This window comes from Lactobacillus sp. PSON (genome assembly GCF_052615405.1).
In genome coordinates this window covers 240,155-266,255 of the sequence record NZ_JBQXFW010000005.1, presented here as the reverse complement: position 1 = coordinate 266,255, position 26,101 = coordinate 240,155, and the positions used below count along the sequence as shown (strand labels likewise).

Here is a 26,101-nt window from a genome sequence, read left to right as displayed (position 1 = left end):
AAGCTGCAGGCTGATTAAGCTTGTGGCTATTTTTATGTATGGAGAAAAAATGGCACTTATTGAATTAAAGAATATAAATAAACGTTATGATGATGGTTTTGTAGCTTTAAAAAATATTAATTTAAAAATTGAATCAGGAAAATTTTATTCACTTTTAGGTCCTAGTGGTTCAGGAAAATCTACTATTTTACGAATTATAGCAGGTTTTAGCCAGCCGACTGAAGGGGAAGTTTTGTTAGATGGAAAAAATATCACAGATATGGATCCGGCTAAAAGACCAGTGAATACAGTTTTTCAAAATTATGCTTTATTTCCACATTTAAATGTTTTTGAAAATGTAGCTTTTGGATTAAAAATCAAAAAAGAAGCAATGAGTAAGATTAAACCTGCAGTTAAGACCGCTTTAAAAATGGTACGACTTGATGGTTATGCTAATCGTGAAATATCAGAACTATCAGGTGGTCAGCAGCAGCGTGTAGCTATTGCAAGAGCAATAGTAAACGAACCAAAAGTTTTACTCTTAGATGAATCCTTATCTGCTTTGGATAAACGATTACGAAAAGAAATGCAGTTTGAATTAAGAGCCATGCAAAAAAAGTTAGGAATTACTTTTATCTTTGTTACTCATGATCAAGAAGAAGCTCTTTCAATGAGTGATGAGATTTTTGTTTTAAATGATGGCAAAATTCAACAAAATGGAACACCTATGGACATTTATGATGAACCGATCAATGACTTTGTAGCGAGATTTATTGGGGACTCAAATATTTTGCCAGGAAGAATGATTAAAGACTACGAGGTAGAATTTGCTGGGAAAAAATTTGAATGTGCTGATGCAGGTATTAAAATCAATGAAAAAGTAGAAGTAGTAATTCGACCAGAGGATTTAGATATTACTAGTCCAGAAAAGGGAAAATTGGTAGTAACTTCACTTAGTCAGTTGTTTTTAGGAGATCATTTTGAAATTAAAGCTGTTGATATGGATGAAAATGAATGGCTTATTCAATCGACTAATGGAGTGAAAATTGGTAAAAGAATAGGTCTTTACTTTGATCCAGAAGATATTCATGTTATGAGGCTTCATGAAAGTCAAGCTGAATTTGATGCTCGACTTGAAAGTTATGAGGGAGGAGAAGATTAGTGAAGAACAAAAAGGCTTTATTTCTTATCCCATATTATCTATGGATATTATTATTTGTGATTTTACCAATTTTGTTAATTGCTTGGTATGCATTAACTGATAGTAATAATCATTTTACTTTAAATAATTTTGTTCAATTTTTTAAAAATGGCACTTTTTTAAGAATGATGTTTAATTCATTTTGGTATGCGTTTTTAATTACTTTGCTTACGTTAGTAATTTCATATCCAGCAGCATACTTTTTAACTAAGTTAAAAAATCAACAACTTTGGCTGTTATTAATAATATTACCAACTTGGATTAATCTTTTGCTTAAAGCTTATGCTTTTATTGGTATCTTGGGAAATGATGGGCTGGTAAATAAATTTTTGCGGTTATTTGGAATTGGACCAGTTAATTTGTTATTCACAGACTTTGCTTTTATTTTTGTTGCAACTTATATTGAAATTCCATTTATGATTTTACCAATCTATAATGCTATCAAAGAAATTAATCCAGCAGTAATTCAGGCTTCTGAAGATTTGGGTGCTTCTCATTTTCAAACATTTTATTATGTATTGTGGCCACTTTCAAAGCCAGGTGTTGAAAGTGGTGTTCAAGCTATCTTCATTCCGTCTTTATCTTTATTTATGCTAACTAGATTAATTGGTGGTAACCGTGTGATTACCTTAGGGACCGCAATTGAAGAGTATTTTATGACAACTATGAATTGGAATATGGGGGCAACAATCGGTGTTATTTTAATTATTTTAATGATAATTGTAATGCTTTTAACCGGAACTAAGAAAAAGAAGAGGAAAGTAAATCTATGAAAAAGAACATTATAGCTAAAGTTTATCTTGTTTTTACTCTAGTAATTTTATATGTCCCTATTTTTTATTTGATATATTTTTCTTTCTCTAGTGGAAAAAATATGAATAAATTTGGTAGTTTTACTTGGCGGCATTATCAGGATCTTTTTCAAGATAATCGATTATTAGCAATCTTTTTAGAAACTATCCTTTTAGCACTTTTATCTAGCTTGATAGCTACAATTATTGGTACTATGGGAGCCTTTGCAATTGCAATAGCTAAGAAAAAATCTCAAAAAAGAACTTTACTTAGTTTGAATAATGTATTAATGGTTTCGCCAGATGTTATTATTGGGGCTAGTTTTTTGATATTTTTTACTGCTTTAGGATTCGGATTAAACTTTGGCTCAGTTTTACTTAGTCATATTGCTTTTTCAATTCCGATTGTAGTATTGATGGTTTTGCCACGTTTAGAAGAAATGGACTTTTCTTTAATTGATGCAGCTCGAGATTTGGGAGCTAATTCTTATCAGGTTTTTAGTAGGGTAATGTTGCCAGTATTAATGCCAGGAATTTTTTCAGGATTATTTATGGCACTAACGTATTCGTTAGATGATTTTGCAGTTACATTTTTTGTGACTGGGAATGGTTTTTCAACGCTTTCAGTAGAAATTTATTCAAGAGCGCGTCAAGGAATTGATTTAGAAATTAATGCACTTAGTACAGTAATGTTTTTATTTGTCTTAATATTAGTAGGAATATATTATTATTTAACAAAGCAAAAAACACGCCGAAAAATTGGAGGCATGATTAAATGAAAAAGGTATTATGGATCATTGCTGCAATTTTACTTGCTTGTGTAGGTTTAGGATATGCAGCAGTGAAGCTTGATCAGCCTACAATTAAATCTAAAAAGCAAAACTTAATAATTTATAATTGGGGAGACTATTTAGATCCCTCTTTAATTAAAAAATTTGAAAAAAAGTATGGTTATCATGTTATTTATGAAACTTTTGATTCAAATGAAGCAATGTATACCAAGATTAAACAGGGAGGAACAGCGTATGATTTAACTATTCCTTCAGAGTATATGGTTGCTAAAATGCGAAAAGCTAACTTACTTGATAAAATAAACTCTCGAAAAGTTCCAAATATGAAATATATTGGAAAAAGTTTTTTACATAAATCATTTGATCAAAATAATGATTACTCAGTACCTTACTTTTGGGGGACATTAGGTATTGTATATAACGATAAATTTGTTAAGAAGGGATCTATTAAGACTTGGGATAATTTATGGAATAAAAAATATCGCCATCAAATTTTATTAGTCGATTCTGCAAGGGATGCAATGGGAATGGCATTAGCGTCTTTGGGGTATTCAATGAATACTACAAGTAGCTTGAAGTTACATTTAGCTCAAACTAAATTAGATGCTTTAGGACCTAATATTAAGGCTATTATTTCTGATGAAATGAAAATGTACTTAGTGCAAAATGAAGCTTCAATTGGAGTTACGTGGTCAGGAGAAGCGCATGAAATGATGCAGCAAAATTCTCACTTACATTATGTCGTGCCAAGTCAAGGATCTAACTTGTGGTTTGATAATTTTGTAATTCCTAAAACTGCCAAGAATAAAGAAGCAGCTTATAAATTTATCAATTTTATGTTAGAACCTAAAAATGCGGCTAAAAATGCAGAATACGTGGGATATGCAACACCAAATGTTGCTGCTCAAAAGTTACTGCCCAAAAAAGTGCGGGATGATAAGCAATTTTATCCAGATAAAAATACGTTAAGTCATTTACAAGTGTTTAAGGATTTGGGACCTAAGAAAACACAAGAATATAATGATTTATTTTTAGAATTTAAAATGTATGCTCGTTAAGGAAGAAGTTAGGTATAATTAATAGCTAGAAAGGAGAAGCTATGAATTTTAACCTATCAAATATACTTACATGGAATAATTTGGCAGTTATTTTAGATATTTTGATTATTTGGTATTTGGTATATCGTTTAATTATGCTTATTAAAGGTACCAAAGCTGTTCAACTTGCTAAGGGAATTGTGCTTATTTTTCTTGTAAGGATTATTGCAGGTCTTTTGCATTTAAATGCCCTGACTTATATTGTCGATCAAATAGTATCATGGTCAGTTGTAGGAATTATTGTAATTTTTCAGCCTGAAATTAGACGTGGACTAGAAAAATTAGGCCGTACTCCGCTTTTTGGTGGAAGAGAAGGAAATGCTCATGATGAATCAGTCAAATTCATCAATGAACTAGATAAGGCCATTCAATATATGTCTAAACGTCGGATAGGGGCTTTGATTACTATTCAGCAAGAAACAGGTCTTGATGATTATATTGAAACAGGAATTAAACTTGATGCTGATGTAACTGGAGAATTATTAATTAATATTTTTATTCCTAATACTCCTTTGCATGATGGAGCTGTAATTATTAACAAAAATCGCATTGCGGTTGCGGCAGCTTATTTACCTTTATCAGATAGTACAATGATTCCAAAACGTTTAGGAACGCGTCATAGAGCTGCAGTAGGGATTTCAGAAGTAACGGATGCAATTACTATTGTTGTTTCTGAAGAAACTGGAGGAGTGACAATTACTCGAAATGGGCGTCTGCTTTTAGATATGACACGGGAAGAATATATGAAGTATCTGACTGCAGAACTTGTACCTAAAAAAGAAAAAGAAAATCGCTGGTACCAACGATTATTTAATAAAATTTGGAAGTGGGGTGCAGGTAAATGAAAAAAGATTTTTGGAGCAAATCCTGGGTCTTAAAGCTTGTATCCTTACTTATTGCAATTTTAATCGTGGTTTATATTGACTCTATTCAGCCTGGATTTTTAACTCAAGGGGAAAACAAAATTACTCAGCAAACTGCAAATGAGACGCAAACTGTAAAAATTCCTCTGCAAGTTTCTGTTGATACAGATAAGTATTATGTGGTAGGCTACCCTGAAAAGGTAAGTGTAACTTTAGAAGGCTCAAATGCTTTAGTTACATCAGCTGTTAATACACAGAATTTTCGTGCATATATTGATTTAACTCATAAAAAAATTGGTAAGCATACTGTTAAAGTTCATATTAGTGGTTTGAGTAATCAATTATCATATTCAATTAATCCAAAAACCATAAATATTGATATTGAAAAAAGAAAATCAACTACTATGCCTGTACAAATAGAGTATAATAAAAATGCTGTTGCAAATGGTTATAAAGTTGGAAGGACTTCAGTTAATCCACAAAAAGTAGAAATAACTGGGGCAAATGCTGAAGTTAACCAAATTGACCAAATTGTTGCAAAAGCTGACTTGCCTAATGATATTGATCATAATTATGAACGACAAGTTATTTTGCAAGCTTTGGATAAAAAGGGACGTCAATTAAATGTGGTGATTCAACCGTCAACTGCAAAGGTGACAGTTCCAATTTCAATTGCTACCAAGAAAGTTAAAATTGATTTAGACTCCAAGAATGAAGAAAGCGATAAGGTTTATTCTGTAACTGCAAGAAGTGATGAAGTAACTTTATTTGGTGATAAAGAAAAATTGGACAAAATTAAACGATTAAAAGTTGCTGTAGATTTACGTGATGTAAAATCTTCAACGACTAAAGCAGTTCCGATTAAATTACCAGCTGGAGTTGTAAGGTCAGATCCAAGTGGTGTAATAGTTCAAATAAAAGTAAAAGATGCGTCAAGCGCAAAATAAAATAGAATAAATTTTAAAGAGAGGTTATTTTTAAATGTTAAAATATTTTGGAACCGATGGTGTACGTGGAGAAGCTAATAAAGTTTTGACCCCTGAAATGGCTTTTAAATTAGGTCGTGATGGTGGCTACATTTTAACTAAAGAAAAAAATAATGGCCAACAAGCTAAAGTTTTAGTATCTCGCGATACTCGTATTTCTGGTCAAATGCTTGAATATGCATTAATTTCTGGACTTCTTTCAGTAGGAATTGAAGTTCTTGAAGTTGGTGTGATTTCTACACCAGGTCTTTCTTACTTAGTACGTGCTCAAGGCGCAGACGCTGGTATTCAAATTTCAGCTTCTCATAATCCAGTAGAAGATAATGGTATTAAGTTCTTCGGTAGCGACGGTTTAAAACTTTCAGATGCTATGGAAGAAGAAATTGAACAATTAATTGATGCAGATGAAGATACTTTACCACGTCCATCTGCAGAAGGCTTAGGTGTTGTAACTGATTTTCATGAAGGTAGCTCTAAGTATCTTCAATTTATCAAGAACACTATTCCTGAAGATTTAAGCGGAATTAAAGTAGTTATTGATGGTGCTAATGGTGCAGCAAGTGACCTTATTTCTAGATTGTTTGCTGATTGTGGTGTAGATTTTACTACTATTGCAACTCATCCAAATGGTTTAAATATTAATGATCATGTTGGTGCAACACATACTAAAAAGTTACAAGAAGAAGTAGTTAAGCAAGGTGCTCAACTTGGATTGGCCTTTGATGGGGATGCTGATCGTTGTATTGCTGTTGATGAAAACGGTAATGAAGTGGATGGTGACCATATTATGTATGTAATCGGTACTTATCTTGCAGAACACGGTCGTCTTAAGAAAGACACAATTGTGACTACTGTAATGAGTAATCTTGGCTTCACTAAGGCTTTAGAAAGAAAAGGTCTTAAGAATGTACGTACACAAGTTGGTGATCGCTATGTTTCAGAAGAAATGCGTGCAAATGGTTACAACTTAGGTGGTGAACAATCTGGTCACGTTATTATGACTGATTATCATAATACTGGTGATGGAATGCTTACAGGACTTCATTTAATGCTTGTTATGAAGAAGACTGGTAAGAGTTTATCAGAACTTTTGGAAGACTTTAAGGAATACCCACAATGCTTAGTTAATGTCCCTGTAAAAGATAAAAAGTCTTGGAAAGAACATCAAGCAATTGTTAATGTTATTAAAGAAGTTGAAACTGATATGGGCGGAGACGGTCGTGTATTAGTTCGTCCTTCAGGAACACAAGATTTACTTCGTGTAATGGCAGAAGGCCCAACACAAGAAGAAACTGACGCATACGTTGACCGTATTGTTAAAGTTGTAAAAGAAGAAATGGGCAAATAATAAGTAAAATTAAGTGATAGATTCAGGCTTTTTCCTGAATCTATTTTTTAATAAAAATAATAGACCAATTTTAGCATTTTATTCTTGACCGATTTCATAAAAAGAGCTATGATTGCACTTGTAACAATAAATGTTAACTAGTCCATTCATATGAATTGAACTAGACCAAAGGAGAAAAATTATGTGTGGAATTGTTGGTGTTGTTGGGAAACCAGCTAGAGACATTATTTTAAACGGTTTAACCAATCTTGAATATCGTGGCTATGATTCAGCTGGTATTTATTTAAATGACTTAAATGGTAATGAATACTTAACTAAAGCAGTTGGTCGTATTTCTAATTTGAAAGACAAGCTTACTCCAGAAGAACAAGGTGTAGTAGGTATTGGTCATACACGTTGGGCTACTCACGGTCAACCAACTGTTGATAATGCTCACCCTCATTTTGATGAAACTAAGCGTTTTTATTTAGTTCATAATGGTGTGATTGAAAACTACACTGAATTAAAAGAAAAATATCTTCAAGGTGTAGACTTTAAATCAGAAACTGATACTGAAGTTGTTGTTCAACTCATCAGCAAGATCGCACGTGACAAGAACTTAGATGGTTTTTCAGCATTTAAAGAAGCCTTAAAGCTTGTTAAGGGTTCATATGCATTTCTTTTGATTGATAATACTGAACCAGATCATGTATTCATTGCAAAGAACAAATCACCAATGATGCTTGGACTTGGTGATGGCTTTAACATTATTGCTTCAGATGCAATTTCTGTTTTAGACCAAACTAAGACTTTTGTTGATCTTCAAGATGGTGATGTGGGTGATATTACTAAGGATTCATACACTATTGAAAATGTTGACGGCGAAAAGCAAACTCGTGAACCTCACGTATTAAATATTGATCCTAATGCTGCATCAAAAGGTGCTTATGAATTCTACATGCTTAAGGAAATTGATGAACAGCCAGGTGTTATGCGTCACTTATCACAAGATTATTTAGATAAGGATGGTCACCCAATTGTTGATAAGGATATTGTAGATGCAATGTCTAAAGCAGATCGTCTTTACATTTTTGCTGCAGGTACTAGTTACCATGCAGGACTTGTAGGTAAGGCATTACTTGAAGAATTTACTGGCATTCCTACTGAAGTAGGTTATGCAAGTGAAGCAGGTTACCACTTCCCAATGATGAGTAAGAATCCATTCTTTATCTTCTTATCACAATCTGGTGAAACTGCAGACTCACGTGTTGTTTTGAAAGAAGCTAACAAGCGTGGTATTCCTTCTCTTACTATGACTAATGTAGAAGGTTCTACTTTATCTCGTGAAGCTACTTACACTATGCTTTTGGAAGCTGGTCCAGAAATTGCTGTTGCTTCAACTAAAGCTTACACTGCTCAAGTTGCTCTTCAAGCTATTTTAGCTAAGGCAATTGGTGAAAACTTAGCAAATCCAAATGCTAGAAACTTTACTTTAAAAGAAGATTTAGCACTTGCTGCAGAAGGAATGCAACAAATTGTTGATGGTAAAGAAAAAATCAAAGAATTAGCAGATAAGTATTTAGTTCCATCAAGAAATGCTTTCTACATTGGTCGTGGAATTGACCATGCTGTTGCTCTTGAAGGTGCACTTAAGCTTAAAGAAGTATCATATATTCAAACTGAAGGTTTTGCTGCTGCAGAACTTAAGCACGGTACTATTTCTCTTATTGAAGAAGGAACTCCAGTTATTGCTCTTATTAATGATCCAGTAACTGCTGATCTTACTCGTGGAAATATTCAAGAAGTAACTTCTCGTGGAGCTAGTGTAATCACTATTGTTGCTAAAGATTTAGCAAAAGAAGGAGATACTTTGGTATTGCCAAATATTGATTACTTCTTGTCACCACTTTTGAGTGTTGTTCCAACTCAACTTTTAGCATATTACGCTTCAAAGGATAAAGGCTTAGATGTTGATAAGCCACGTAACTTGGCTAAGAGTGTAACTGTTGAATAATTAATAGTAAATCTTTTTAAGAAGGTAGGTTTAAAGACTTACCTTCTTTTTTGTATAATTAAAAGAAAACGGTTTTATGGAGTGTGGAATGATATTAACACAAAGGCAAAAGAATATTCTGTCGTTATTTTTGACAAGCCAAGAAATAAGTATAAAAGAAATTGAAGAAAGAACTAATATTAGTAGAAGAACAGTTTATCGTGAATTTAATGAATTACGACCAATTTTAGCTAAACAAAACTTAAAATTAACAAGTAAGAAACGTAAATATTCTCTAATAGGAGATAAAAAAGCATTAATAAACTTACAGACTTTACTTAATCATACTAAAAGCCAAATAATATTAGATGTTGAGCAAAGAGAGAATGCTTTAGTTAGTTTGCTCTTATTAGCTGATGAACCACAAAAAATAATTAATTTGGCGTTAGATTTAGAAGTTAGTGAAGCAACAATCCAGAATGATCTTAATATTGTTGAAAATATACTTAATAAATATGAAATTATACTTTTGAAAAAAACTGGTGTAGGAGTTGCCGTGAGTTGTACAGAAAGTCAACGACGACAGGTTTTAACTGGAATTTTATTAAGTGAAATCAACGACTATGATTTTTTTCATTATTTAAATAAAGCTGATAGAACTACTAATAATTTCTTTTTACAAATGTTTCCCAAAAAGCTTCTTTTAGAGATTAAACAATTGTTAGAAGAAAATGTCTTTTCAAGTGTAAAGCTAGATTCTGATCATCAAATTATAGAATTGATTTTGTCATTTACAGTTTCGATTATGCGAATACAAAAGGGATTTTCAGTTGAAAATATTAATCCAGCAAAAGATTCGCTTAAATATCAAGGTATAGTTTTTAAGTTTATGGCCAAGTTTACTGCTGAGAATGATTTGAATATTGAACAAACTGATATTACATATTTAGCTAATAAAATTATGACTTGTGATAATGAACGACCAAGTATTTCATATGATAATGATTATGAGCTTGCAACTTCAGTTAAAGTTAAAAAATTTGTACAGGATGTTTCAGAGCAAGTTCATTGGAATTTTTCAAAAAATTCTGCGTTTATTAAACGTTTAAATCGACATATTATAGGATTGATTCGCCATCAAGTGGATTCTTTACCCAATACTAAAATTGAGACTTTAGCAGGATTAAGTAAAAGATTTAATAATTTATATGAAGCTATTAAAAATGCATGGAAACAAAATTTTACTGAAAATAAAATCACAAAATCAGAGATGCAGTTGCTATTATTATATTTTGCAAATGAATATACAAGTATAAAAAATAATCAACAAATTAATGCCTTAGTTATTTGTGAAAATGGAATAGGTACTTCTGCGATTTTGCGAGCAAGATTAAAACAAGAATTTCCAGAAATTAAAAATATTGATTTAAGTAAGGTGGCAGATTTAGCTAATGATAATTTGCAAAAATATGATTTGATTATATCTACATTGGAATTAAAAGGATTTTCAAAAAAATATTTGTTGGTTAGTCCACTTTTATTAAGTGATGAAATTAAGCGGATAAAAAGTTATTTGAACGAATATGAGAGAAAGTTTCCAATAATTAAAGATAAGATAAATGAAAAAGATTTTACTCATTCAACAGAAAAATTGGTAGAAATTTCAATTGGGACTTTGTTTTGTACAGAATTAGTTAACGGTATTGAAGTTATTAAATTAAAGAATAACTCTACTGATTTAATTGCGGTGGTACAGGAATGTTTAGCACATACTAAAGATGTGATTCGACGTCAACAACCAATTGCTAAAAAAATTTTAAAGCGGATAAAATTGGCCCCAGTTGGAATACCTAACAGTCAATTAGCACTTTTGCATACAAGTGATAGACATGTTAAGAAATGTTCGTTTATGTTGTTTGACTTAGATAATAACTTGACTATGAAATCAATGGATCATACGGAAATTCAGGTAAAACGAGTTTTGTTAATGTTAGGTCCAGCTAAATTGTCCACATCTGAGCAAGAAGTTATGAGTTTAATTTCTAGTATGATTATTATGAATGATACAAATTTAAAATTATTTACTACTGGAAACCAAACGGAAATTAAGAATGCAATTGCAGCACAGTATTTAAATGAGATAAAGAATAAGATATAAGTGAAACTTTGAGCAAACTCTGGCACTGAAAATGGTGCCAGAGTTCTATTTTTATTTCGTTGTAAACGGTTACAAATTATTTTACGATAAGGTTGTAAGTTAAGAGAGGAGAGAATAATTCATGGCTCAAGCAAATAAATCTTCAGTTAAAGTGAAGGTTCAAAAATTCGGTACAGCCTTATCTGGAATGATTATGCCTAATATTGGTGCAATCATTGCTTGGGGTCTTACAGCCGCAATCTTTATGACACCTAATGGTTGGTTTCCGAATGCTCAAATTAATAAGTTAGTTCAACCTATGCTTATCTATCTCTTGCCACTATTAATTGGTTATACAGGTGGGCGAATGGTTGATGATGAACGTGGTGCCGTAATCGGTGCAATTGGTACGCTTGGGGTTATCGTAGGAACAACCCAGCCAATGTTCTTAGGTGCCATGATTATGGGTCCGCTAAGTGGATGGTGTCTTAAAAAGCTAGACGAACTTTGTAGAGACAAAATCAAGTCTGGTTTTGAAATGATTTACAATAATTTCTCACTTGGTATTTTGGGAATGATTTTAGCAATTTTTGCTTACTTTATCATCAATCCAATTATGATGTGGGGAAGCCATTGGGCAAGTGTTGGTGTTGATGCAATTATTCGTGTCCATTTGTTACCACTTGCCAACATTATTATTGAACCTGCTAAGGTACTATTTTTAAACAATGCGATTGGTAATGGGATTTTAGTACCACTTGGAATACAACAAGCTTCAGAAGTTGGAAAATCAGTATTGTTCTTGATGGAATCCAATCCAGGTCCAGGTCTTGGAATTTTACTTGCTTTTATGTTTTTTGGAAAAGGAAATTCTAAGAGTTCTGCTCCAGGTGCAGCGATTATTGAATTCTTTGGTGGAGTACATGAAATTTATTTCCCATACGTTTTAATGAAGCCAAGTTTAATTATTGCAGCCATTTGTGGTGGTGTAACAGGCACTGCATTATTTACAGCTCTTAATGGTGGATTAAAAGCTGCAGCTTCACCAGGCTCTATTTTAGCTATTTTGCTTGTTTCTGCTAAAGGCTCATATCTTGGCAATATTGTAGGTGTTGTTGGTGCAGCGATTGTTTCATTTATTGTTGCGGCTATTATCCTTAAAAACGATAAGGGTGATGGTGATTTAACAGCTAAGCAAAAAGAAATGCAATCAATGAAGGCTGAATCAAAAGGTCAACAAATGCCTAGTGAACAATCTGCTCATGAATCAGTTCAATCATATGCTGATATTAATAAAGTAATCTTTGCTTGTGATGCAGGTATGGGTTCATCCGCAATGGGAGCTTCACTTCTTCGCGATAAATTTAAGAAGGCTGGTATTAAAATTCCAGTAACGAATACCGCTGTAAGAAACTTAAAGGATGAGCCAGGGCTTTTAGTAGTAACCCAAGAAGAATTAGCAGATCGTGCTTTACAAAAGACTCCTGATGCAATGCATGTTGCAGTTGGTAATTTCTTAAGCAGTCCAAAGTATGACACAATCGTAGCTAACTTTAAGGCTTTGACGCAAGTAAGCAATAAGCCTAAAGAACCACAAAAAGATAAAAAAGTAGGTTCAATTGACGGAATTGATTTCAATAAGGTCAAAGAAGTTGACTTTATTCGTCACGATCAACATATTGGTTCTTCTACCATGGCTAGAAGTTTATTTGAAGATGCAATGAAAAAAGCTGGCAAAGATATACCAGTTAAAGCAATTCGAATTAATGAACTTGATGATGATCCAAGTCACTTAGTAATTGTTACTCCAGCTGCTAAGAAGAACTTAGCTGTTAGATATAGCGATATTCAAATTGTAGTTGTAAATGACTTACTCAAAGATAAAAAACTTCAAGAAATTATTGATAAGTTGAATTAAGAAGGCGATGAAACAAAATGCAATTAGACCCAAATATGATTAAGTTGAATCAAGATGTGCCTACGCGGGATCAAGCAATTCGAATGGCAGGACAACTTTTAGTTGATGGAGGCTGTGTAGAGCCTGGATATATTGATTCGATGATTGAAAGAAATAAAGATGTTTCTACTTATATGGGAAACTTTATCGCCATTCCACACGGAACAGACGAAGGGAAAAAACATATAAAGAAAACAGGAATCTCTGTTGTACAAATTCCAATGGGTGTTGATTTTAGTGATCCTGATGATGACACGGAGCAGCTTGTTACAGTTGTCTTTGGAATTGCAGGACTTAACAATGAACACTTAAACCTTTTATCACAGATTGCAATTTTTTGTAGTGATGTTTCAAATGTCGCAAAACTTGCAGATGCACAAACACCACAAGAAGTTATTGATTTATTAAAAGAAGTAGGAGAATAAAAATGAGAGCAGTACATTTTGGTGCAGGTAACATTGGTCGTGGATTTATTGGTGAAACTTTAGCAGATAATGGTTTTGGAATTGACTTTGTTGATGTTAACGAAACAATTATTGATGAATTGAATAAGCGTAAAGAATATGACATTGAGTTGGCAGCTCCAGGCAAGAAAAAAATTCATGTTTCAAATGTAGATGGAATTAATAATGCTAAAAATCCTGAAAAAGTAATTGAAGCTATTAAATCAACAGATATGATTACTACTGCAATTGGACCTAAGATTTTAGCAATTATTGCACCACTTATTGCGCAAGGATTAACTGAAAGAATTAAGTCAGGTAATACTCAGTTACTTGATGTTATTGCTTGTGAAAATATGATTGGTGGTTCACAGCACCTAAAAGAAGAAGTTTATAAACATTTAGATGATGACATTAAGCCGGAAGTAGATAAGTACATTGGCTTTCCAAACGCTGCTGTTGATAGAATTGTCCCAATTCAACATAATGATGATCCATTATTTGTTTCTGTTGAAGATTTTAAGGAATGGGTCATTGATGAAAGTCAAATGAAGAATAAAAATATCAAATTAAAGGGAGTAGATTATGCTCCTGATCTTGAGCCATATATTGAAAGAAAACTCTTCTCAGTAAATACAGGTCACGCAACTGTTGCTTATACAGGTAAAAGCTTAGGTTATTCAACAATTGGTGATGCTATTAAGGATCCATTTGTATTAAAGCAAGTGAAGCGTGTTCTTAGTGAAACTCGTTCTCTTCTTTATCATAAGTGGAATAAGGAATTTACTGAAGAAAGTTTGGAAGAATATCATAATAAGATTTTGAGCAGATTTCAAAATCCATATATTTCTGATGATATTGCTCGTGTTGGAAGAACTCCAATTAGAAAATTGGGATATAATGAAAGATTTATTCGTCCAATTCGCGAGTTGAAAGAACGTGGATTAAACTATGATGCTTTGATGGAAACAGTTGGAAGAATTTATCATTTTGATGAACCAAAAGATAGTGAAAGTGTTAAACTTCAAAAGATGCTTAAGGATGAAGATTTAAAAGAAGTAATTATTGAAACAACTGGACTTAAAGATGATGCAGAATTAGTTGATAAAATTATAAAATCATATCATAATGCAAATCATACTCAAAAGATTGCTTAATGCTCAAAAAGTAAATATATTCAAAAAACGTGAGTCTCATCACGTTTTTTTGTATAATTAAAATTGAATATTTAAATTTTTTATAAAAAGGGATGAATTAAATGGCTATTAAGATGGTTGCAATTGATTTAGATGGAACTTTATTAACTTCTGGCAATACTATTTCACCAGAAACTAAAAAGACTATCCAGGAAGCTCATAATCAAGGAATTAAAATTGTTTTAGCTTCTGGTAGACCTCTGTCTGGTGTACTGCCTTTTGATGAAGAATTAGGCTTAGAAGGAGAAAATGAATACGCGGTAGTATTCAATGGTGCAGTAGTTCAAAACTTAGCGGGAAAAGTTTTAATAAGTCATGAAATGAATTATCGTGATTTTAATACAATGCTTCGTTTACAGAGACTTAGTCATGTTAATCTTCATTTTGAAACTACAGAATGTTTTTGGACATTAGATCGTGATATCTCAGTCCAAATGCAGATTAATGCAGCATATACTAATAATGAAATTAAAGTCAGAAATCGTGATGAAATTTCTAAAGATTTTACTTTTAATAAAGTTGGCTTTACTTGTAGTAAAGATAGTGATCAAATTGCAAAATTATGGGCATCAATTCCTGAATGGGCATTCCAGTCATATGATATTGTACGTAGTTTAGATAACTGTATTGAATTGAATGCAATCGGTGCTTCAAAAGGTAATGCAGTAATGGATTTGGCAGAACGATTAAAAATTGATCAAAACCAAGTAATGGTCTTTGGTGATCAGGGTAATGATTTATCAATGTTTGAAAATCCTGAATTTAAGAAAATTGCGATGGGTAACGCAGTTAGTGATATTAAAGAAAAGGCCGATTATATTACTGATGATAATGACCATAATGGTGTTGCCAAAGCACTTAAAAAGTTTATTTTATAAATTAGAAAGAGAGCGGTATTGTGTCATCGCAGATAAAAAATTATCTTAGCATTGCTGTTTTTGCTTTTTTTGGTGGAATTGCAAGAGCTAGTTTAAATACAAATTTTCATTTTTATGGAACTTTTTGGGGAAATATCATTGGATGTTTCCTTTTGGCATTTTTTACGTATTTATTTTTTGAATTTAAAAATTTTTATGAGTGGCTTAGTGTTGGAATTGGAACAGGCTTTGTTGGTGCATTCACTACTTTTTCTACTTTTAATTTGGAATTTTTAAAAAACCTTGATGCTAATTTAACTTCAACTGCTTTAATTTATTATTCTAGTTCTATTATATTTGGATTTGTTTTTGCTTATATTGGAAGTCATATGGGTGAAACTGTTGCCATGTTAATTAAGACTAAGGAGGATTAAAATGGAAATACTGCTTGCAGGAATTGGAGCTTCCTTAGGTGCAATGTTAAGATTTTTTATTACTAATTATGGAAAAAAGCATTGGGAAAAAGTAGGGCAAAAATATGCTAATTTGCCAACTGCGACCTTGGTTATTAATCTAACTGGCACTTTGATTTTAGGAATTTTATTTGGTTATGGAGTTTCTCCTTTTATATATGCATTTGTTGGGACTGGAGTAATGGGTGGTTATACTACTTTTTCTACTTTGAATACAGAATTAGTTGGAATGTATCATGATAAAAATTATAGTGGTTTGATTTTGTATGCTCTGGCTTCATACTTTGGAGGATTGATATTAATTTATGTGGGATTTTATTTAGGACGTGTATTATAATGAGAAAAATATGGATGATTATTTTACGCGCAGTTTCTTTTTTGTTGGTAGCTTTATCGGCGTATCTCATGTTAACTAGCAATGTGCAAATGAGAATTAATAATACGCATGCAATGACTAAACATATTGTTCGTGAAGTTGTTCAAGATTCTAATAATACTGAATTAGGTCTTGCTACAAACTTTTTAGAAGTATCAGGACTTGAAGATGAATTATTAAAAAGTTTTCCAAAAAAATATCATTTAGATTTGTCATATGCTGATTTATATAAATTAAGTACTAAATATGATGAAACTGGAGAATTGACGGCTAAAGATTTTAACTTAACCAGTAATAATCGCTTAGGCCAAATTGTGAACCAGTACATTGTTAAAGAAATTAACCGTCAATTAAAAGAAGAATCTAAAGAAGTCTATCATGTAATTACGATTTATCGTTATTCGATTTTTATAGTAATCTTAATTTATGTTTTGGTAGGAATTTTAATGATTTTTGGAAAATATTGGGCATCAATTCCATTATTGATTGCTACAATATGTTCTTTTGGAGTTTTATGGTATTTTACTGGTGAAGCAACTCATGCTTTGCAGGAACAAGTTTATCATGGAATTTTTGTTCATATGTCGCAAGGAATTTGGCTAGGATTAATTATAGGAATCTTAGTAGCAGTTGTTTGGCCGATTTTATTAAAAAGTTTAAGTAAAAATATGGATACAAGTGAAGGAATAGAATCATGAAAATTTTATTTGTTTGTCATGGAAATATTTGTCGATCACCTATGGCTGAGTTTGTGATGAAGAATTTATTATTAAAAGAAAATATTAAAGATGTTGAAGTTGATTCAAAAGCAGCCACTAGTGATGCAATTCATAATGGTATTGGAATGCCAATGGATGTAAGAACTAGGAGAGTTTTAGATAAAAATCAAATTCCCTATACTGCTCATCAAGCCAGCTTAATGACAAAAGATGATTATAATAAGTATGATTATCTGATTTGTATGGATGAAGAAAATTTTATGGATATGAACCGAATAAGTGGTGGTGATCCTGAAAGAAAAGAATATAAATTATTGCACTTTATTGGAAAAAATGATGATATTGATGATCCTTGGTATACTGGTGACTTTGATGAATCATATCGTGAAATTATGGCTGGATGCAAAGGACTTTTAAAAGAAATTAAAAAATAAAAACGGGAATTGTTCCCGTTTTTATTTTGCTAAGATTAGGCGTGTAATGTTTTCCGTAGTCCTAGTAACGTTTGCTGGACCGTTTTTAAGTGCTTCTTCTAAATTTGAAGCTTTATCTAGAATGCCAAAAATTGCAGTAAAACCATATTGATAAAGTTGCTCAATCTCACTTCCAAGATAACCAGCAAGTGAAATTACAGGAATATGATACTTTTGAGCAATTTTTGCTACACCATAGGGTGTTTTACCATATTGAGTTTGAAAGTCTGTTCCACCTTCTCCTGTGAAGACGAAGTCCGCATTTTTGATAGCTTTTTCTAAATGAGTTTCTTGAGCAACTATTTCTACACCTGGACGAATCTGACTATTAGTAAATGCTAAAAGGCCTCCTCCAAGTCCGCCTGCGGCACCACTTCCTGAAATAGTTGCAATATCTTTATGTAATATGTTTTTAATAAGTTTTGCATAATGGGTTAAGTTATTGTCTAATGACTTCTGTGTAGATTCATCTGCGCCTTTTTGTTTGCCAAAGACATAAGAAGCACCAGTTGGTCCAATCAAAGGATTAGTTACATCACTTGCTAAGATTATTTCACAGTCATTGATTCGAGAATCAAGTTGAGAAATATCTATTTTTGTAATTTTATTTAACTTACCTCCGGATAGGTTTGAAATTAGAGCTCCATTTTTATCAAAAAATTTAACACCAAGTGCTTCTGCCATTCCACTCCCACCATCATTTGTGGCACTGCCGCCTAAACCAATGATAATTTTATTTACATTTTGTTTTAATGCATCAAGAATAAGTTCACCTGTACCATAAGTTGTAGCAGTTAAAATATTAGCCGGTGTTTTTTGATTTTGATTTAAATATCCAATTCCACTAGCTTCTGCCATTTCAATAATAGCGGTCTTACCGTTGCCTAAAATACCATATGTGGCAGTGACTGGTTGATTAAGAGGACCAGTTACTGTTTTTTGGATATATTTGCCATTAGTTGCATCAACTAAGGAAGTGGTCGTTCCTTCACCACCATCTGCCATAGGAATTTGAATAATTTCTGCATCAGGTATCGCTTTCTTAATGCCTGTTGCCATCGCCTGACATACTTCTTTAGCTGTCATGCTTTCTTTAAATGAATCAGGTGCTAAAACAAACTTCATAATTAAACCCTCCATACATTTTATTATAAGTTAAGTCGTGAAAATTGTTATTGTAATTTTTTTCGCTTAAGATAAAAGTGAAAATAGATTGACAATTATTGAGGTGATAATTATGACAAATGTATTAATTATTGGTGCGACAGGCACGATTGGTGAAGCAGTTAGAGAGACTTTATTAAGAGAAACTGACGATACTTTAACGCTTTTTTCAAAAGATGCAGGTGAGTTAAATATTGATAAAACTAGAGAAAAAAAGATTCCGGGTAATTCTGAAAATGAAGATGAACTTGCTCAAGCGATGGTAGGACAAGATGTTGTATTTGCATCGATTAGTGGCGAAGATGATGAATTTGTGGAAAATATCATCACTGCAATGAACAGGAATAATGTTTTGCGGTTAATATTTGTAACTTCAATGGGAATTTTTGATGAAATTCCTGCTCCTAAAGAACTTGAGAATAGTTTGGATTATGCTGAAATATCAATTCCTTACAATGAAATGATAGATGAAGTAGAAGAGTCCGATTTGAATTATACTGTAGTTCGTCCTGGATGGTATACTCAGGGAGATGTAAACTATGAAATAACTGAAATTGGTGATACTGTTCCGTCTAATGGAGTGACTATTTCTTCAATTGCTGATTTTGTAAAGTGCTTAGTTCAAGATCCAACTTTGTATAGTAGACAAAGTGTAGGTATTATTACTCCTGAATAAAAGAAAAATAATTATTTTGTTATTGATTACAAAATGATTACTAATATTATTTTTGAGTAACTTTTTTAATAAAATCTGCTACAATATTTTTGATATTATTTATAAAATTTTTAAGTGGGGTAAGAAAAGAAGGATATAATGGCAGAAAAAATTAAGTTTATGCCTGGTTCTTATTCCGCCAAAACAGATTCTCTGGCACATATTGAAGCAAGAGTGGTTGTCGATGATGAAAAAATCGTTGATGTAGCTCTTAAGAGCCAGCCAGGTGAGCGTGAGATTGAACCAGCATTAGAAAAAGAATTTAAGGGACAGATTTTAAAAGCCCAATCAGTAAAAATTGATGGGATTGCTTCTGCTAGTATACTTACTAAAGCTGTAAAAACAGTTGTTGGGGAAGCATTAGCAGAGGCTCGCACCCCCCCAAAATGAAAGTAGGCGCTTCCAATGCAGAAGAAACTATTACTACTGTCAACAGGTGGAACAATTGCTTCCGTCGTATCAGATTCCGGCCTAGTTCCTAAAGAATCAGGAGAAGATCTCCTTAAATTATTAGGCGAAATTCCTTATGATATTGATGTAAAAGACATTTTGCAATTAGATTCTTCTAATATGCAACCAGAAGAATGGAAATTTATTGCAGAAAAGATTTATGAATATCGTAAAGATTATGATGGTATTGTATTATCTCATGGTACAGATACGATGGCTTATACAGCATCAATGTTGACTTTTATGCTTCAAAATATTGAAATTCCTGTTATTTTAACAGGGAGTCAAGTACCAATTAATGTAGTTCTTAGTGATGCACCTGATAATTTACGCTTAGCTTTTGCCGCAGCTGCAAGTTGCCAGCCGGGAATATACTTAGCTTTTGATCGTAAAATTATGCTTGGATGTAGAACAGTTAAAGTACGGACGACCAATTTTAATGCTTTTGAAAGTGTAAATGTTCCTCCAGTTGCTAGAGTTACATCAGATGGATTGATTTTTAATAATCAAAATCATAAAAAAGATAAACAACCATGTATTTTGAATACAGATATTGATTCACGAGTATCTTTGGTTAAACTATTTCCAGGTTTTGATCCTAAATTATTATTTGCAATGGCTGATAGTGGATGTAAGGGAATTGTAATTGAGGGATATGGATTAGGTGGAATGAATTATATTCGCCGAAATACTGTTGCCGCAATTGGTAAATTAATTCGTCGAGGAATTCCTGTAATTGCAAGTAGTCAATGTTTATATGAGCGTAGTGATTTAACTAAATATGAAGTTGGAAGATTGGCACTTTTAGAAGGTGCGATTAGTGCAAGAGATATGACATCAGAAAGTGCAATTACTAAGCTTATGTGGGCATTAGGTCAAGGTATGGATGTACATGAAGTTGCTGAATTTTTTGACACTGATGTTGCAAATGAAGTTACAATTGAATAGAAAAAACGCTTGAGAATAGATTTTCTCAGGCGTTTTTATTTGATTAATTTTTTTCAGCTTCATCTAAGTAATGTTCTAATACTTGTAAAACTCCGCTATCATTATTGCTAGGAGCAGTATATTTTGCGAGTTTAATAATTTCAGGATTACCGTTTGCCATAGCATAACTGTATCCAGCTAGTTCTAACATTTCCTTATCATTTAATCCATCTCCAAATGCAATTAATTGACTTGGATCTAATTTGAAGTAACGTAAAAAATATTTTATGGCTTGAGCCTTATTAACGCCATAAGGAACTACATCAATATCATCAAAACCACTTGTTGTGCAATGGATTCTTTCAGTATGTTCATGATTAAATTTATTTTCAAGTTCATTAGCAAGCTTAGCATCTACATTAAGTGTTAATTTAATAACACGTTCATTAGTAGGAATTTCATCGAAACTGTTAAGACCAATATTATCTGGATAATAAAAGTTCATTAACTTTTTAAAAGCTGTAGGATATGAATTAAGGTAATATGAACCCTCTTTTCCGCTTACACAAATATAGGCTTGAGGATAGTGGGTTTGAACGAAATTAATTAGCTCTCTGCCAGTTTTTGGAGTGAGATAGTGGCTAGAAATAATGTTATTATCTTGAACAAGTATGGCGCCGTTTTCTGCTACAATATCAATCCTATCAAGAAATTCAGCAAAATCACGTTTAAGTCTAGATAAAGGTCGACCACTTGAAACAATAAAATGTACTCCATGTTTTCTTAATCTAGTTAAAACTTTATCAAAGCGCTCGTGATCATAAGTTAAATCATCATTCATGAATGTGCCATCCATGTCTACTGCAACGGCTTTAAATGGAATTTTAGTCATAATTTCCTCCTCAAATAAAGATAATAATTATATTATACAGTAAGCGCTTTAAATTTTCCTGAATAATATTCATTCTTGATGAAAATTAAAAAATCAGGTAACGTAATGAAAGAAATACTTATGAATGGAGGGATGAAATGGAGAGCTGGTTATTTTTAGCATTAGTTTTAGCGGTGGCTTTAGTTGGAAAAAATACTTCATTAATTATTGCAACAGGAGTAGTGATGCTTTTGAAATTATTGCCTTTTACTACAAAATGGTTACCTGTTATACAGTCAAAAGGAATTAATTGGGGTGTTACAGTAATTTCGGTTGCAATTTTAATTCCAATAGCTACTGGACAAATTGGATTTAAAGATTTATTTCAAACTTTTAAGACTCCTGCAGGTTGGATTGCGGTAGCAGCTGGAATTGCAGTGGCTATTTTATCACGCTATGGTGTAGATCAATTAGCTGCAGTTCCGCAAGTAACTGTTGCTTTAGTTTTAGGGACAATTATTGGAGTAGTAGCATTTAAAGGAATTGCGGCAGGTCCAGTTATTGCAAGTGGAATGACTTTTGTAATAATTAGTTTATTTAATTTACACTTTTAACAAAAAAACTAAGGATATAATCCTTAGTTTTTTTGTTTATTCTTCTTCAGCTTTGAAGCCATCTGCTAGGTTTGGTTTTCTGCGACCAATAAGCCAGACGATAAGTAAAGCGATAATTCCTTCAATTATGATGTAAAGTCCACGGAGTGCCATCTTAGTTCCTCCAAGATATACACCAAAAATTATTGCAATAACGATTAGTGAAATCATTGAAATCCATTGAGGTTTGTCAAAAGCAATTCCGTATTCAATTTCACGTTTTCTAATTCCTGGTAGAATTGCACCAAGACCAATTAAGACAATTACAGCAACAATGTTGATAATTAATTCATACCACCATATTGATGACCCTTGTGGTACATCTTGTGGTGTAATTCCCATGATAGTTGCAATTGCGGTTACTAACAAAAGGAACAGTCCAACACTCCAAGCGAGTTTGTCATTTTTAATGAAGACATATTTACTTGGGAACTTTTTAGAATTCTTTCTAATTCTCATAAATGAGTAGAAAATCCAGCAAGTTACACCAGGTGATACAATTCCATTTAAGTTTAATAACCAGTTAAAAATATCATTCATGTCAGGTAAGAAAATACCTAAAATCATGATAAATGAAGAAAGTGATACAGTTAGAATATAACCATTAATTGGTAGACCATTTTTATCCTTTTTACGTAAAAACTTAGGCATGTAACGATCGCCGGTATCAGAAATGAGCATTCTGGTCATTGCATCAAGCAAAACTGCTAAAAGTGCACAATTAAAGAATACGGAAGTCCAAGCCCAAAAGTAAAGAAGACCTTTGCCCATACCATATTGGTGGCCAATCATATCAAAGACATAATAAGCACCGTTCATCTTTAAGTCATTTGGGATGTGGTAGGCATTAAAGTAAATTCCAAGTGAAAATGATCCCAAAATAGTAAGAAAGCCAGTCATTGCAGCTAATGCAATCATTGCTTTAGGGAAGTCATATTGTGGCTTCTTCATTTGGGTAACATATGGAGCAACTAATTCAGCACCATTCATGGCATAAATAAGCATAGCAATGGTTGAGAAATAGTGCCAATTGAAGTTAGGCATCATAGTTTTCCAAGTAAATGGTTGAGTTGCCATATGACCGCCGGATTTAATAAGTCCAATAAAGGCCATTATAACAAGTAAAACTGTCATAATCATCATCAAGCCACCACCAATAGTAGAAAGTAGTTCCATTGAACGTGAAAAGTGGTGTTCAACAATAATAAAGATGATAAACATTGCAAAAGTTAAAATTGCAAAAGTTGTGTTTGACATTTTATCTTGAAACTTTTCAGATCCAGTTAATGCCCAACCAACATCAACAATAATTTCGTTTGCTGAATCTACTGCATATGGAATTGAAGCTGCCCAATAAGTCCAAGCAGTAAAATATCCCAAAAACTCTCCGTCTGTTCCTCTAACCCATGATGAAAGACCGCCGCCTTCTTTATTGAAGACACTTCCAAGTTGTCCTACCATCAATGAATAGGGAATAACGTAAAAAATTACCATTACCACCCAAGAAAAAATAACTGACATTCCCTGATTTTGGAAGTTGTACATGATGTCATCAATTCCGATAACAGTACAAAGAGCCATCAAGAACAAGGTTTGCCAAGAGATATATTTTTTATCTGGATTTAATTCTTGTATTTCGTCCACTTTTTTAACATCCTTTTCTAGTATTCGATTTCATGATTGACTAGATTTTTTGCAGGTGATTTATTTTTGAATTTTACATTCATGTAAAATTTCCTCTCCAAAATAGCTTAACGACTACATTCTACAGATTGAAGAAGCTTTTTACCAGTTTGTAAGCGATTGCTATTATTAAAAAATCAAAAAATCTGCTTTTTGCTTTACTTATTTTTAGTAAGAGGGTATAATTATTAACGAAAAGTAAGTAAAGTAGAAAAATCGGAATAGAAAAGAGTGTAACCCTGTTATGACAAGTCAAATTATCGCAATTGGAATTATATTATTATCTTTGGTTGGCTTAACTTATCAACCCAAGCCAGCACCAGAGCGTATTAGAAAGCATAGATAAAAGGAGTTTTTATGGCAAAGACATCACAAATTATTAAAAATCATCAAGAAGCTAAGTTTTCTTCTCGTGAATACACACGTTGTGAACGTTGTGGAAGACCACATTCAGTTTATCGTAAATTCGGTTTATGCCGTGAATGTATGAGAGAATTGGCTCATAAGGGTCAACTTCCAGGTGTAAAGAAAGCAAGTTGGTAATTTTGAAGCTGCTAGTGAATAACTAGCAGTTTTTTCTTACTTCAAAAATTGTTAAGATAGGACATAAGAATTTTTAGATAAGGAAATTAAGATGGAAAAATTTAAATTTACTAAATTTGAAAAAGTTTGTTTAATTTTAGCTTTTTTAGTTTTATTGATGTTATTCATCTCAAGTTCAATGACCTATCATGAACAAGAAATGAAGCCAGGATTTATCCATACTCATTTACATTTTATTGAAGAAATAGTTGGTAATTGGAATATTAAATATGCTGGCAAGTGGCATAATGCACACCTTGATGGTGGTGTTGCAAGTATGACTCAGTTTGTTGTAAGAAAATTAGCACATTTTTGCTCCTACTTTTTATTAGGACTCTTTAGTTATTTAGGATTAAGAAGAGTTTTTAAAATTAATTGGCTTGCACCAATCTTTATTTGGTTTAGTTCAATTGCTTTTGCTGCATTTGATGAATATCATCAGTATTTAACTGGGGATAGAACTCCAAGTGTTCACGATGTAATGCTGGATGGAGCAGGTGCATTAACTGCAATTATTTTATGTGTCGTAATTATTGCAATTAAAAATAAATTACAGAAAAAATTGAGTTAAATAATTGATAGCATTGAATTTTCAAGCTGTGTGAGTTAAGATTATAGACGTTAAAGATTATAAATAAAAGAAAGAAGGATCCTTTATGTCAGGACATTCAAAATGGCACAATATTCAAGGCCGCAAGAATGCGCAAGACGCTAAGAGAGGTAAAGTTTTCCAAAAACTATCTCGTGAAATTTACATGGCTGCAAAGAGTGGTGGTCCTGACCCTTCAGGGAATCCTACCTTGCGTATGGTAATGGATAAGGCCCGTGCAGCTAACATGCCTAAGGACAACATCCAACGTGCGATCAAGAAGGCTGAAGGTAATTCAGAAGAACATTATGATGAAATCACTTATGAAGGTTATGCTCCAGGTGGTGTAGCAGTATTTGTTGAAGCTTTGACTGATAACAAGAACCGTACTGCTTCAGCTGTTCGTGTTGCTTTTACTCGTAATGGTGGTTCACTCGGTGCTACTGGTTCAGTTGCTTACATGTTTGACCGTAAGGGTTACATTGTAATTGACCGTTCAACTACTGATGCAGATGAAGATCAAGTATTACTTGATGTTATGGATGCTGGTGGTGACGACTTACAAACTAGTGATGATGCTTATGAAATTTATACAGATCCTAAGCAATTTGCACAAGTTCGTGATGCTCTTGAAAAGGCTGGTTACAAGCTTGCAAATGCGGAATTAACTATGATTCCACAAAACACTACTCCAGTTCCTGCAGATAAGAAGGAACAATTTGAACATCTAGTTGAACAATTAGAAGACGATGATGATGTACAAAATGTTTATACTGCTGCTGCAGATGAAGATTAATTAGATAAAAAA

General features: G+C 32.7%; 27 protein-coding genes. 24 read left to right on the top strand and 3 right to left on the bottom strand.

The features are described from left to right. The first annotated feature begins 49 nt into the window (after positions 1-49). The 17 genes from ACTHPI_RS05270 (at position 50) to ACTHPI_RS05190 (ending at position 17,620) form a co-directional block, all read left to right on the top strand. Positions 50-1,141 carry an ABC transporter ATP-binding protein gene (locus ACTHPI_RS05270; protein WP_445353128.1) on the top strand — a complete coding sequence of 364 codons (1,092 nt, stop codon included), beginning with the start codon at positions 50-52 and terminating at the stop codon, positions 1,139-1,141. After that, the gene (locus ACTHPI_RS05265) at positions 1,141-1,953 is read left to right on the top strand and encodes an ABC transporter permease (protein ID WP_445353127.1); all 813 of its coding nucleotides are present in this window, start codon (positions 1,141-1,143) and stop codon (positions 1,951-1,953) included. The genes ACTHPI_RS05270 and ACTHPI_RS05265 overlap by 1 nt, the downstream gene beginning before the upstream one ends. Continuing rightward, on the top strand, positions 1,950-2,750 hold the full coding sequence (locus ACTHPI_RS05260; RefSeq protein WP_445353126.1) for an ABC transporter permease: 801 nt from the start codon (positions 1,950-1,952) through the stop codon (positions 2,748-2,750). Before ACTHPI_RS05265 ends, ACTHPI_RS05260 begins: the two co-directional genes overlap by 4 nt. Then, positions 2,747-3,820, top strand: coding sequence for an ABC transporter substrate-binding protein (locus ACTHPI_RS05255; RefSeq protein WP_445353125.1), 1,074 nt, complete (start codon positions 2,747-2,749; stop codon positions 3,818-3,820). The genes ACTHPI_RS05260 and ACTHPI_RS05255 overlap by 4 nt, the downstream gene beginning before the upstream one ends. A 41-nt stretch (positions 3,821-3,861) precedes the next feature. Next, positions 3,862-4,704, top strand: a complete 843-nt coding sequence (gene cdaA / locus ACTHPI_RS05250; RefSeq protein WP_445353124.1) for a diadenylate cyclase CdaA — start codon at positions 3,862-3,864, stop codon at positions 4,702-4,704. Then, positions 4,701-5,669 carry a CdaR family protein gene (locus ACTHPI_RS05245; RefSeq protein WP_445353123.1) on the top strand — a complete coding sequence of 323 codons (969 nt, stop codon included), beginning with the start codon at positions 4,701-4,703 and terminating at the stop codon, positions 5,667-5,669. The genes cdaA and ACTHPI_RS05245 overlap by 4 nt, the downstream gene beginning before the upstream one ends. 34 nt (positions 5,670-5,703) lie before the next feature. Then, positions 5,704-7,056, top strand: a complete 1,353-nt coding sequence (gene glmM, locus ACTHPI_RS05240; RefSeq protein ID WP_445353122.1) for a phosphoglucosamine mutase — start codon at positions 5,704-5,706, stop codon at positions 7,054-7,056. A gap of 181 nt (positions 7,057-7,237) precedes the next feature. Then, positions 7,238-9,049 (top strand): glutamine--fructose-6-phosphate transaminase (isomerizing), encoded by a 1,812-nt coding sequence (gene glmS / locus ACTHPI_RS05235; protein WP_445353121.1) that lies wholly within the window; start codon positions 7,238-7,240, stop codon positions 9,047-9,049. 88 nt (positions 9,050-9,137) lie between these two features. Then, the gene (locus tag ACTHPI_RS05230) at positions 9,138-11,186 is read left to right on the top strand and encodes a BglG family transcription antiterminator (protein WP_445353120.1); all 2,049 of its coding nucleotides are present in this window, start codon (positions 9,138-9,140) and stop codon (positions 11,184-11,186) included. A 121-nt stretch (positions 11,187-11,307) separates the two neighbouring features. Further along, positions 11,308-13,083, top strand: a complete 1,776-nt coding sequence (locus ACTHPI_RS05225; RefSeq protein WP_445353119.1) for a PTS mannitol transporter subunit IICBA — start codon at positions 11,308-11,310, stop codon at positions 13,081-13,083. A 17-nt stretch (positions 13,084-13,100) separates the two neighbouring features. After that, positions 13,101-13,547 (top strand): PTS sugar transporter subunit IIA, encoded by a 447-nt coding sequence (locus ACTHPI_RS05220; RefSeq protein ID WP_445353118.1) that lies wholly within the window; start codon positions 13,101-13,103, stop codon positions 13,545-13,547. Positions 13,548-13,549: 2 nt separating this feature from the next. After that, the gene (locus ACTHPI_RS05215) at positions 13,550-14,722 is read left to right on the top strand and encodes a mannitol-1-phosphate 5-dehydrogenase (protein WP_445353117.1); all 1,173 of its coding nucleotides are present in this window, start codon (positions 13,550-13,552) and stop codon (positions 14,720-14,722) included. A gap of 101 nt (positions 14,723-14,823) precedes the next feature. Continuing rightward, complete coding sequence (locus ACTHPI_RS05210; protein WP_445353116.1) at positions 14,824-15,639, top strand: Cof-type HAD-IIB family hydrolase; 816 nt, start codon at positions 14,824-14,826, stop codon at positions 15,637-15,639. A 20-nt stretch (positions 15,640-15,659) separates the two neighbouring features. After that, positions 15,660-16,052: a fluoride efflux transporter FluC gene (locus ACTHPI_RS05205; RefSeq protein ID WP_445353115.1), complete on the top strand. Its 393-nt coding sequence runs from the start codon at positions 15,660-15,662 to the stop codon at positions 16,050-16,052. Position 16,053: 1 nt separating this feature from the next. After that, complete coding sequence (gene crcB, locus ACTHPI_RS05200) at positions 16,054-16,428, top strand: fluoride efflux transporter CrcB (RefSeq protein WP_445353114.1); 375 nt, start codon at positions 16,054-16,056, stop codon at positions 16,426-16,428. Further along, positions 16,428-17,165: a hypothetical protein gene (locus tag ACTHPI_RS05195; RefSeq protein ID WP_445353113.1), complete on the top strand. Its 738-nt coding sequence runs from the start codon at positions 16,428-16,430 to the stop codon at positions 17,163-17,165. Before crcB ends, ACTHPI_RS05195 begins: the two co-directional genes overlap by 1 nt. Continuing rightward, positions 17,159-17,620, top strand: a complete 462-nt coding sequence (locus ACTHPI_RS05190; protein ID WP_445353226.1) for a low molecular weight protein-tyrosine-phosphatase — start codon at positions 17,159-17,161, stop codon at positions 17,618-17,620. Before ACTHPI_RS05195 ends, ACTHPI_RS05190 begins: the two co-directional genes overlap by 7 nt. A gap of 21 nt (positions 17,621-17,641) precedes the next feature. Here ACTHPI_RS05190 and ACTHPI_RS05185 read toward each other — a convergent pair whose 3' ends face one another. Further along, positions 17,642-18,784 (bottom strand): glycerate kinase family protein, encoded by a 1,143-nt coding sequence (locus ACTHPI_RS05185; RefSeq protein ID WP_445353112.1) that lies wholly within the window; start codon positions 18,782-18,784, stop codon positions 17,642-17,644. Between the two features lie 112 nt (positions 18,785-18,896). On the opposite strand from ACTHPI_RS05185, the gene ACTHPI_RS05180 reads away from it, so the two are divergent. From ACTHPI_RS05180 to ACTHPI_RS05170, 3 genes are all read left to right on the top strand, one after another. Further along, positions 18,897-19,499 (top strand): NAD(P)H-binding protein, encoded by a 603-nt coding sequence (locus ACTHPI_RS05180; protein ID WP_445353111.1) that lies wholly within the window; start codon positions 18,897-18,899, stop codon positions 19,497-19,499. A gap of 138 nt (positions 19,500-19,637) precedes the next feature. Beyond that, positions 19,638-19,928, top strand: a complete 291-nt coding sequence (locus ACTHPI_RS05175; RefSeq protein WP_445353110.1) for a hypothetical protein — start codon at positions 19,638-19,640, stop codon at positions 19,926-19,928. A gap of 15 nt (positions 19,929-19,943) precedes the next feature. Further along, positions 19,944-20,936: an asparaginase gene (locus ACTHPI_RS05170; protein ID WP_445353109.1), complete on the top strand. Its 993-nt coding sequence runs from the start codon at positions 19,944-19,946 to the stop codon at positions 20,934-20,936. Positions 20,937-20,979: 43 nt separating this feature from the next. Here ACTHPI_RS05170 and ACTHPI_RS05165 read toward each other — a convergent pair whose 3' ends face one another. After that, positions 20,980-21,807 carry a Cof-type HAD-IIB family hydrolase gene (locus ACTHPI_RS05165; protein ID WP_445353108.1) on the bottom strand — a complete coding sequence of 276 codons (828 nt, stop codon included), beginning with the start codon at positions 21,805-21,807 and terminating at the stop codon, positions 20,980-20,982. Positions 21,808-21,944: 137 nt separating this feature from the next. Here ACTHPI_RS05165 and ACTHPI_RS05160 point away from each other — a divergent pair, with 137 nt between their 5' ends. After that, a complete protein-coding gene (locus tag ACTHPI_RS05160; protein WP_445353107.1) occupies positions 21,945-22,400 on the top strand; it encodes a DUF441 domain-containing protein in 456 nt (151 codons plus the stop codon). Between the two features lie 36 nt (positions 22,401-22,436). Here ACTHPI_RS05160 and ACTHPI_RS05155 read toward each other — a convergent pair whose 3' ends face one another. Further along, the gene (locus tag ACTHPI_RS05155; RefSeq protein WP_445353106.1) at positions 22,437-24,083 is read right to left on the bottom strand and encodes an APC family permease; all 1,647 of its coding nucleotides are present in this window, start codon (positions 24,081-24,083) and stop codon (positions 22,437-22,439) included. A gap of 396 nt (positions 24,084-24,479) precedes the next feature. Here ACTHPI_RS05155 and ACTHPI_RS05150 point away from each other — a divergent pair, with 396 nt between their 5' ends. The 3 genes from ACTHPI_RS05150 to ACTHPI_RS05140 all read left to right on the top strand — a co-directional run bounded on the left by ACTHPI_RS05150 (position 24,480) and on the right by ACTHPI_RS05140 (position 26,089). Further along, positions 24,480-24,665, top strand: a complete 186-nt coding sequence (locus tag ACTHPI_RS05150) for a type Z 30S ribosomal protein S14 (RefSeq protein ID WP_445353105.1) — start codon at positions 24,480-24,482, stop codon at positions 24,663-24,665. 91 nt (positions 24,666-24,756) lie between these two features. Further along, positions 24,757-25,275: a VanZ family protein gene (locus tag ACTHPI_RS05145; protein ID WP_445353104.1), complete on the top strand. Its 519-nt coding sequence runs from the start codon at positions 24,757-24,759 to the stop codon at positions 25,273-25,275. A gap of 85 nt (positions 25,276-25,360) precedes the next feature. After that, entirely contained in the window at positions 25,361-26,089 is a 729-nt protein-coding gene (locus ACTHPI_RS05140) for a YebC/PmpR family DNA-binding transcriptional regulator (protein WP_144355041.1), read from the top strand. The last annotated feature ends 12 nt before the right edge of the window (positions 26,090-26,101 follow it).

Bases quoted from the DNA above. Each gene is read 5' to 3' on its own strand.
- ACTHPI_RS05255 (WP_445353125.1), top strand. From the start codon at position 2,747: ATGAAAAAGGTATTATGGATCATTGCTGCAATTTTACTTGCTTGTGTA.
- ACTHPI_RS05230 (WP_445353120.1), top strand. From the start codon at position 9,138: ATGATATTAACACAAAGGCAAAAGAATATTCTGTCGTTATTTTTGACA.
- glmS (WP_445353121.1), top strand. From the start codon at position 7,238: ATGTGTGGAATTGTTGGTGTTGTTGGGAAACCAGCTAGAGACATTATT.
- ACTHPI_RS05145 (WP_445353104.1), top strand. From the start codon at position 24,757: ATGGAAAAATTTAAATTTACTAAATTTGAAAAAGTTTGTTTAATTTTA.
- ACTHPI_RS05160 (WP_445353107.1), top strand. From the start codon at position 21,945: ATGGAGAGCTGGTTATTTTTAGCATTAGTTTTAGCGGTGGCTTTAGTT.
- ACTHPI_RS05260 (WP_445353126.1), top strand. From the start codon at position 1,950: ATGAAAAAGAACATTATAGCTAAAGTTTATCTTGTTTTTACTCTAGTA.
- ACTHPI_RS05215 (WP_445353117.1), top strand. From the start codon at position 13,550: ATGAGAGCAGTACATTTTGGTGCAGGTAACATTGGTCGTGGATTTATT.
- cdaA (WP_445353124.1), top strand. From the start codon at position 3,862: ATGAATTTTAACCTATCAAATATACTTACATGGAATAATTTGGCAGTT.
- glmM (WP_445353122.1), top strand. From the start codon at position 5,704: ATGTTAAAATATTTTGGAACCGATGGTGTACGTGGAGAAGCTAATAAA.
- ACTHPI_RS05140 (WP_144355041.1), top strand. From the start codon at position 25,361: ATGTCAGGACATTCAAAATGGCACAATATTCAAGGCCGCAAGAATGCG.
- ACTHPI_RS05195 (WP_445353113.1), top strand. From the start codon at position 16,428: ATGAGAAAAATATGGATGATTATTTTACGCGCAGTTTCTTTTTTGTTG.
- ACTHPI_RS05165 (WP_445353108.1), bottom strand. From the start codon at position 21,807: ATGACTAAAATTCCATTTAAAGCCGTTGCAGTAGACATGGATGGCACA.
- ACTHPI_RS05170 (WP_445353109.1), top strand. From the start codon at position 19,944: ATGCAGAAGAAACTATTACTACTGTCAACAGGTGGAACAATTGCTTCC.
- ACTHPI_RS05270 (WP_445353128.1), top strand. From the start codon at position 50: ATGGCACTTATTGAATTAAAGAATATAAATAAACGTTATGATGATGGT.
- ACTHPI_RS05210 (WP_445353116.1), top strand. From the start codon at position 14,824: ATGGCTATTAAGATGGTTGCAATTGATTTAGATGGAACTTTATTAACT.
- ACTHPI_RS05225 (WP_445353119.1), top strand. From the start codon at position 11,308: ATGGCTCAAGCAAATAAATCTTCAGTTAAAGTGAAGGTTCAAAAATTC.
- ACTHPI_RS05245 (WP_445353123.1), top strand. From the start codon at position 4,701: ATGAAAAAAGATTTTTGGAGCAAATCCTGGGTCTTAAAGCTTGTATCC.
- ACTHPI_RS05185 (WP_445353112.1), bottom strand. From the start codon at position 18,784: ATGAAGTTTGTTTTAGCACCTGATTCATTTAAAGAAAGCATGACAGCT.
- ACTHPI_RS05220 (WP_445353118.1), top strand. From the start codon at position 13,101: ATGCAATTAGACCCAAATATGATTAAGTTGAATCAAGATGTGCCTACG.
- ACTHPI_RS05175 (WP_445353110.1), top strand. From the start codon at position 19,638: ATGGCAGAAAAAATTAAGTTTATGCCTGGTTCTTATTCCGCCAAAACA.
- ACTHPI_RS05150 (WP_445353105.1), top strand. From the start codon at position 24,480: ATGGCAAAGACATCACAAATTATTAAAAATCATCAAGAAGCTAAGTTT.
- crcB (WP_445353114.1), top strand. From the start codon at position 16,054: ATGGAAATACTGCTTGCAGGAATTGGAGCTTCCTTAGGTGCAATGTTA.
- ACTHPI_RS05180 (WP_445353111.1), top strand. From the start codon at position 18,897: ATGACAAATGTATTAATTATTGGTGCGACAGGCACGATTGGTGAAGCA.